We start from the raw sequence: 7,869 nt of genomic DNA on the forward strand, positions 1-7,869 counted from the left end.
TGTCTAGATGATAAGACGTCACTCCAGAATTGGCCTCATAACATTTGTGACAGTTGCGATGAGCATACTGGTGGACCATTGCTATAACCCTGCGACGCATTACCAATATTCGGTCAGTAACGCATTAAATTATTATGGATTTGGTTCCAACAGGCAAAAGAATGCTATACAAAATTTGTTGCAGCGGTCATCTGTTATTCCTGCGGATAAGACATTAGAGCAAGCTTTCCCTCCTCGGGCTACAAAGCGGGAGCTATCAGCCGATATTTCAAAGATGATAAATAAAATGGCAAAAAATTTTTTAGTTGATGATCCTATATCGAGCCCTTCAAATGCCGAATCATTAGAGTGGATGAATCGGGATCATGATTTAAATTTGTCAGACTTAAGAGATTTGGGTTTTGTTGACCAAGTTAAACCGACGGAAGAGAGCATAGACGTACTTTGCATATTGGGAGAAGCTCCACGTGTTGTTAATGTAATGAAGTATGCAAATGCTCTAATTGAATCAGGATTAAAGACAAAAAAGATCATTGTACTAGCAAGTGAGCGTCGGGTTAAAGTAGGTCTTGATGGATCGGAAGAGGAGCTGACACAAATAGCTCACAGGTTCAATTTAAGAGATTGGACCGCACTGAAAGAACGCGAGTTGGTTACTGAACTTTACAATAGGTCTCTGCTATATAGCAATGATCACATACCAAGAGCAACGATTTATACTCTTGAAGATTTCGCTAAATGGTTGAAACATAATGATGAGATACAAAGTATAATTTTTGTATCAAGCCAACCTTATGTCACATACCACAGGAGGACTTTTGATCATGCTTTTGAAGGCAGCAGTATTAAATACCAGGTGGTGGGTTGTGAGCTTCAAGACACCGAGAACTTAGAGCAAGGATTAGGGGCTTTAGCATTATATATGTTGGGGGCTGCAGGATATGTAGTATCGGATATGGAGCTTGATGCGTGGAATAAGCCGACTACCAAACATCCTTAAAGTTTAAGAATCTTTTGTCCTTTCCTCACCTCTCCTGTGTCATTCCGGTATCTCCATTTGTCGCTCCCCTTTTTTGTCATTTCCGCAAAAACTGGCATCCATTTGCCTGATTTAATCTGAAATCTGGTATTACAGCTCCAGTCTTTTAATGAACAGACGGGTGGAGAGCCCAAGTGTTGCAAATCCTATTAACAGGAGAGGCCATGTGGTGTGTATGACGTCAGCAAATGTCATCCCCTTTAAAAAGATGCCTTTGACCGTAATTAAAAAATACTTTAAGGGGTTGATGGACATTACAACTTGTAGCCAATGCGGCATATTTTCGATAGGAGTAGCGTAACCAGACAGGGAGACAGCTGGCACCATAAAAACAAAAGCCAAGACAACTGCTTGTTGTTGCGTTTGCGACACCGATGATATTAGTAAACCTATGCCAACTATCGAAATCACAAATATCAGTAGTGCAACAATCAGCAGTACAATAGACCCTTGGAAAGGTATATGAAATATGTGTATTGCCGCTAGTAGTATCGCTATACCTTCTGCAAGGCCTACTAATACTGCAGGTACGGTTTTGCCTATAATAACTTCATAAGGCATTAGCGGAGAAACTAAAAGCTGATCAAAAGTACCCAGTTCTTTTTCTCTTGCGACAGATAGGGCCGTTACCATCAATGCTACCAACATTGATAACACCCCTATTAGTGAGGGTACTGTAAACCACATGTATATTAAGTTATTATTAAAAAAGTGTCGCTCAACAATAGAGATCTGACTTTCCTTGTTGTTAAAGTTAGTAGAAAGCTCATTTGCATAACGAGATATAATTTGATTGATATATCCGTTTACTATCTGTGATGCATTTGATCTTCTACCGTCTAGAATAACTTGAACATTTGTGGTCAAGTCAAATTCTATTTTGCGGGAAAAGTCTTGTGGAATATGTATTGCTGCTATCACCTCCTGCAGGTCTATTGCAGCTTTAAACTCCGTGCTGCTGTCTGCAAATTTTAGATGAGTGAACACTGGTGTAGCGCTTAACCTATTAATAATTTCTCGGCTATGAGCTCCTACATCTTGATTATATATCAAAATGCTAGCGTTCTTTACTTCCAAGGTGGCAGCAAAAGCAAAAAGAATGAGCTGTAGAAGTGGTGGTACTATTAGAACTATGCGTGCTTTTGGGTCGCGTAGCAAAATCAGTAGTTCCTTATATATCAACCATCCTGTTCTTCTACATATTAGGTTCATACGTCCAAACTTCTTTTAGTTTTGTAAAAAGTGCCCACTAGGAATAAAAGTGCAATGAGTCCCATTGGTAATATGCATTTGATGATTAATGGCAGTACATTACCAGTCAGAAAAATAGTTTGTAAAATAGTTACAAAATATTTGACTGCAAAAATATGGGTGAGCACTTGAAGTACTGGAGGCATTGCAGAGATTTCAAAAAGAAATCCCGACAACATGAGTGATGGTAAAAATGAGGACATTAATGCGATTTGTGAAGCGACAAACTGATCTTTGGCAATGGACGATATAAAGAGGCCCTGGCCCAACCCTGCTATCAAAAAGATTCCAGAGGCACATACCAATATCGCTATTGAACCACGGAATGGGACGTTATATAAAAATATTGCAACGATCAGGCAAATTACCATAGAACCGATACCGAGAAGGAAATATGGCAACAACTTGCCAAGTAGGACTTGTGTTATTGATATTGGAGTGGCTATAATGGATTCCATAGTACCTTGCTCCCACTCGCGGGCTATCACCAGTGCAGTAAGCAATGTACTGATCAGGGACATTATAATAGCGATAGAACCTGGGACAAGAAAATTACGGCTTTTCAATTCCTCGTTATACCAAACACGGGAGAGTACCGCTATGTTTGGAGCGATCCCTCCATTACTTTTCATATTTTGAGCGGATACTACGGTATAAACATAATATCTCAGGAAATTTGCTACGTTGGGTTCGGTGCCGTCTGTAATCAGCTGTATATTTCTTGATAAACGACCAAAGTACTCTGGAATGATGATTATTCCGCGTATATTGCCTAGTACAAGCTCATGTTTTAACTTTGCTCTGGTACTGGCAACGACGACATCAAAAGACCTGGAGCCTTTGAACGCCTGTACTAGATCGATAATTTCTTCGTCTTGCCTTTCCGCTACTATTCCGATCTTGATGTTATTGTTGTCTAGATTGACTCCATAACCAAAAATAAACAACAAAAGGATTGGTAGGACGAAGGCGATAATAATTGAGCTAGGATCACGTATTACTTGAATGAATTCTTTGATGATCAGTGCCTTTACGTATCTGCTGATTACACAGGTCACATTGCCTCTCGCTGACTGTCTGTAATCAGCTGGATGAAAGCGTCTTCAAGAGTACAGAGGGAATCTTTTTTGTGGGATGCTAATTTTTTCAGCTCTTCTGGAGTACCGGTGGCAATGCTTTTGCCGCCATAGATAAGTGATACACGGTCACAATATTCCGCTTCTTCAATGAAATGAGTTGTAACCATTATTGTCAATCCCTTTTCAACCATAGCGTTTATATGAAGCCAAAACTCACGGCGTGCGATTGGATCTACGCCTGAGGTTGGTTCATCTAAAAACAGTGCATCTGGCTCGTGCATCAATGCACAGGATAGGGCCAACCTTTGTTTAAATCCCAATGGAATTTCACAAGCGTTATGATCGAGATAAGGGGATAGGCCAAATATTTCAACCATCATTTCAATTTGAGCTTTTTGCTTTTTACCTTGAAGGCCGTATAAGCCTGAGAACAACTTCAAGTTTTGCATTACGCTCAAGTTCCCGTATAAAGAGAAGTTTTGCGCCATGTAGCCGATTTGGCCTCTTGCTTCTGAGGTGAAATTTTTGAGACTAATTCCTTTAATATACGCTTCACCTTGAGATGGCTGAAGAAGGCCACACATCATTTTAAATGTCGTAGATTTCCCGGCGCCGTTTGGTCCTAGGAGGCCGAAAATTTGGCCTTGATGTACGGTAAAGGTATTATCACGTACGGCGATGAAATCACCGAATCGCTTCATCAGGCCTTTCGCTTCTATGATCGGCTTGTGATCAAGCGATTTTTTGTACAGCTGCTCTGCTAGTCTTGATGATCTGCACTGTACTCCACCAAGGATATCCATGAAGGCATCTTCAAAACGAGGCTTGCTTTTTTGCAGTGTACCGATGTTGATACTGTCAGAGGTTGCATCTTTTGATAAGACTAGATGAACACCGTCGTTCTGGACAACGCTGTCTATAACGCATTCTTTTTTTAAGGTATTGATGAGTAGCGATCGTTTATTAATGGTCTCAAGACCGCGTATATCAAATACTCTATCGGTAACTCGCTCAAACAAGGCTGCTGGAGGGCCGGCGTATACTTTGACGCCCTCGTTTAAAAGAATGACGTTTGCACAGCGTTCTGCTTCATCCAGGTAAGATGTGGACCAGAGAACTGCAGCTCCTTTAGATACCAGCGACTCTGCGAGTCGCCATATAGCGTTACGGGATATTGGATCTACTCCAACACCTGGTTCGTCTAACAGAACCAACTTTGGATTACCAATTGTAGCGCAGGCTATTGCAAGTTTTTGCTTCATGCCACCTGATAGGTTTTTGACCATACGAGTTTCAAATTGTTTCAACTCTGTTAGAGACAGAAGATGGTCAAATTTTTCAAGGCGCTCGTTCTCCTTTAGGTCGCGTAGTTCTCCGTAGAGATGCAAATTTTCAATTACAGTCAGATTTTCATATAATCCAAATTTTTGAGGCATATATCCTGTAATTTTTTGGATTGCGATGGTGTCTTGGAGACTGTCGTACTGGGTATCACGAAGGCCTGGGTATACGATTACTTTACCCCGGTCCTGTGTTAGTAATCCTATAATCACGCGTATTAGTGTTGTTTTACCAGCGCCATCTGGACCGATTAACCCTGTAATTTCTCCGGGATATACGCATGCTGAAACTGAGTTTAATGCTGGTTTTTGCATTTTGGGGAACTGCTTAGTAACCTCCTCTATCACAAGGATTGGCTTCTTATTTGTTTGTTCCATCAAATTCCTCGAGGCCAATTTGTAAAGTTACAGGCATGCCTTGATGTAAGTGTGTAGCTGGTTGTTCAACTATTACTTTGATTCTGTAGACCAGGTCTGTACGCAATTGGAGTGTCTCGACGCTTTTGGGAGTAAATTCTGCTTGTGGTGAGATAAAGCCGATTACACCACTGCAAGTATATCCGCCATCAGTTGATATCTTGACTGTTTGACCTACATGGATACGGCTTAGGTTAGCTTCATCTACGTATGTGCGTATCGAGACGGGAATGATAGGCATAATCGTGTATATTGGGAGGCCTGATGACACTATTGTGCCAGGTTCGTGTATTCGGGAGGTGATGATGCCATTGACTGGAGCTTTGAGGGCTGTATCATCTAGGTTAATCTGAGCAAGTTTTAGAGCGGCCTCAGCTGTTTTAATGCCGGTTTCTTTAGCATCTTTTTGGGTTGATGCGTTGTCATATTCTTCTTGTGATATGTTACGTGTTTCTAGAAGCTTTTTAGCTCTATTATATTTCACGAGTGCATTTGAGTACTCGACATGTGCAGAAGCTAGTAGTGCTTCTGCGGCGACATACTCTGCTTCAAAACGATCTTTATCGAGTTCTGCCATGATCTGTCCAACACTGACCTGTTCTCCTTCTGTATACATCATTTTTGCAACTCTACCGGGTACTCTGAAGCCGACTACAACGTCTTTTGTATCAACGTTTCCGTATACTGTGATGACGTTTTGGGGCTCAGCTCTGAGGTGCGTATAGGCAAACCAAGAGACTATTAGTAGTGACAATGACAGAATGCAGTAAAGGCTTTTGTGTATGCTAGAATGCACGAAAATTCCCCCAGATATTTTGCGACGTGTTCCTCTACTTAGTATAACTGAAGATGCTGGATAGGCAAATTACTTGTTAAGTATTTCAATACAAGCTCAACCACAGCCATTGCAAGGAGTGAGGTATGATGTATAATGTCATTACGTACCAACACGGAGCGGTAACAAAATAAGGCAAAAAAGCAAAACGGAAGATTGCGATAGCTAGGAATTTGCTGAGCCTAGGCATCGAGGTCAGTAAGGTAGGTCAGGCAACCGGGCTATCAGAAGCTGAAGTCGAAGATCTTCCGAAGTGAATTCTTGTGTCGCCACTATGACTTCAATCACCAGCCTCATTATTGACACTTCCTACGCATTCTGTACTATAGCCCCAATACCAACGTTATCTAAAACAAACAATGACACCCTGCAACCATCCCTCAAATTTTAGAAGATATTACGCCATTTACATGCTTTTTATAGCCATTGCTGGTCAGCTCCTGTACTTCATTCAAGCATATAAGATCTTTGCATCACAATCCGCTCAAGATCTATCACTGTTGGGGTTTGTCGTCGGTTTAATCTCAGTCACTAGCTGGTTAATATACGGTATCATACTTAAAGATATTCCACTCATTGTTGCAAATGCTTTCGCATGTAGCGGTGCTTTACTGGTCGTCATCGGAATAATAATGTATGCTCCCTAAACTTATAAGCGTCGTCCAACTCCATCACATATTGTAGACATCTCCAATAGACCTCTTGCCTAACTCATTCTGAGTGGTTATTTTGTCGTCAAAATTTGTCTGCGCTCCTCACATATATAGGATATGCTGGGGTGCTCATCTGCATTTTTCCTAAAAATTCCTCACTCATTTATGAGTTATGCAAGAGGTCTAATATACTCCGCTATCATCTTTGCTGCTATTGGACCAGATATCATCCCTCTTGAACCATGACCAATGCTGACGTAAAGGTTTGAAAATTGCTCCAGAGGACCTATAATAGGCATGCGGTTCTTGCTAACACATCTTATAGATGCTCTCCCAGGAAGCACTGCCAGTTTCAAGCACGATTCCTTGCCAAAATAGTTGCACCATATCTGCCTGTTATGATTCTCTCCCGCTATGTCAGGCTCTGTCGATAGATTGTGATAGTCGTAGTTTGCACCCACATAATGCCAGCCCTCCACAGATGGCGTGATGTATCCATTTAAACCACATAATACAGTCTTTAATCCAGCACTACACTCCGTGGCTTGAATTAAACTTATTTGCCCACGCACTCGTCTCAACATAGGCTCTAAAAACTGTAATTGCTCTATATGGGATGCGTAATAGGCGTTTGCAAATACTAGGATAGTACATTCTAATTGTCTTAGTGAGCCTAAAAAGTCACAGTGGACCACCCACACTCCACCTCTATATTCAACCTTGTAAACCTTGTGGTTATATAACGTTGAAACATCCCGTATTAAGGTGCTGCAAAGTATTTTAGGTCTAACATAACCAACCTGATTTATAAAAATAGCACCTTTTGTACTACATGTGATGCCCACATCTTTTATGACATTAGTGTCCAAAAATTCTACAAGATTTGGTACTTTTTGAGACAAAAGCTCAATAATCTTTTGAAGCCTTCTCACATCTTCGTCGTCTTTTGCAAATCTTATGATGCCAGTCCTTTCAAAAATACAGTGCGCACTGCTCAATCTCTTCAATAATGCTAAGGTTGCCTCTAGTCCCTGAATGTAAAAGTCCATCGCCTTTGTCCAAGCCGCCTCAAGCCTTGGGTAAATGATACCTACATCATTTCCAGAAGCACCACTAGCCACTTCAGCAGACGCTTCAAGCACCGTAACATCAAATCCACGCGAAGCAAGCTCATATGCAATGGTACAGCCTGCAATTCCAGCGCCAACAACGATTACTGTCCTCTTTGTCATTTTCAATCTACTCCAAGTTCATT

Annotated in this window: 7 protein-coding genes; 2 read left to right on the top strand and 5 right to left on the bottom strand. The window is 41.2% G+C overall.

The window, feature by feature from the left end:
• Window positions 1-7 precede the first annotated feature (7 nt).
• A complete protein-coding gene (locus EDM53_RS02640) occupies window positions 8-1,000 on the top strand; it encodes a hypothetical protein (protein WP_130122140.1) in 993 nt (330 codons plus the stop codon).
• Between the two features lie 129 nt (window positions 1,001-1,129).
• On the opposite strand, the gene EDM53_RS02645 is transcribed toward EDM53_RS02640, so the two are convergent.
• The 4 genes from EDM53_RS02645 to EDM53_RS02660 are packed head-to-tail and all read right to left on the bottom strand — an operon-like array spanning window position 1,130 to window position 5,922.
• Window positions 1,130-2,251: an ABC transporter permease gene (locus EDM53_RS02645; protein ID WP_130122141.1), complete on the bottom strand. Its 1,122-nt coding sequence runs from the start codon at window positions 2,249-2,251 to the stop codon at window positions 1,130-1,132.
• Window positions 2,248-3,348, bottom strand: coding sequence for an ABC transporter permease (locus EDM53_RS02650; protein ID WP_130122142.1), 1,101 nt, complete (start codon window positions 3,346-3,348; stop codon window positions 2,248-2,250). The genes EDM53_RS02645 and EDM53_RS02650 overlap by 4 nt, the downstream gene beginning before the upstream one ends.
• The gene (locus EDM53_RS02655; protein ID WP_130122143.1) at window positions 3,345-5,087 is read right to left on the bottom strand and encodes an ATP-binding cassette domain-containing protein; all 1,743 of its coding nucleotides are present in this window, start codon (window positions 5,085-5,087) and stop codon (window positions 3,345-3,347) included. The genes EDM53_RS02650 and EDM53_RS02655 overlap by 4 nt, the downstream gene beginning before the upstream one ends.
• Window positions 5,071-5,922 (bottom strand): efflux RND transporter periplasmic adaptor subunit, encoded by an 852-nt coding sequence (locus tag EDM53_RS02660; protein ID WP_207215434.1) that lies wholly within the window; start codon window positions 5,920-5,922, stop codon window positions 5,071-5,073. The genes EDM53_RS02655 and EDM53_RS02660 overlap by 17 nt, the downstream gene beginning before the upstream one ends.
• Before the next feature lie 398 nt (window positions 5,923-6,320).
• Between EDM53_RS02660 and EDM53_RS02665 the strand changes: the two genes are divergently transcribed.
• Window positions 6,321-6,608: a SemiSWEET family sugar transporter gene (locus EDM53_RS02665; RefSeq protein ID WP_130122145.1), complete on the top strand. Its 288-nt coding sequence runs from the start codon at window positions 6,321-6,323 to the stop codon at window positions 6,606-6,608.
• A gap of 176 nt (window positions 6,609-6,784) precedes the next feature.
• Here EDM53_RS02665 and mnmC read toward each other — a convergent pair whose 3' ends face one another.
• Window positions 6,785-7,846: an FAD-dependent 5-carboxymethylaminomethyl-2-thiouridine(34) oxidoreductase MnmC gene (gene mnmC / locus EDM53_RS02670; protein WP_130122146.1), complete on the bottom strand. Its 1,062-nt coding sequence runs from the start codon at window positions 7,844-7,846 to the stop codon at window positions 6,785-6,787.
• Window positions 7,847-7,869 lie beyond the last annotated feature (23 nt).

The sequence above is a fragment of the Rickettsiales endosymbiont of Peranema trichophorum genome (assembly GCF_004210275.1).
Classification (GTDB): domain Bacteria; phylum Pseudomonadota; class Alphaproteobacteria; order Rickettsiales; family Midichloriaceae; genus RICK02.

Coding starts and splice junctions, on each gene's coding strand:
- EDM53_RS02640 (WP_130122140.1), top strand. CDS start 8: ATGATAAGACGTCACTCCAGAATTGGCCTCATAACATTTGTGACAGTT.
- EDM53_RS02645 (WP_130122141.1), bottom strand. CDS start 2,251: ATGAACCTAATATGTAGAAGAACAGGATGGTTGATATATAAGGAACTA.
- EDM53_RS02655 (WP_130122143.1), bottom strand. CDS start 5,087: ATGGAACAAACAAATAAGAAGCCAATCCTTGTGATAGAGGAGGTTACT.
- EDM53_RS02665 (WP_130122145.1), top strand. CDS start 6,321: ATGACACCCTGCAACCATCCCTCAAATTTTAGAAGATATTACGCCATT.
- mnmC (WP_130122146.1), bottom strand. CDS start 7,846: ATGACAAAGAGGACAGTAATCGTTGTTGGCGCTGGAATTGCAGGCTGT.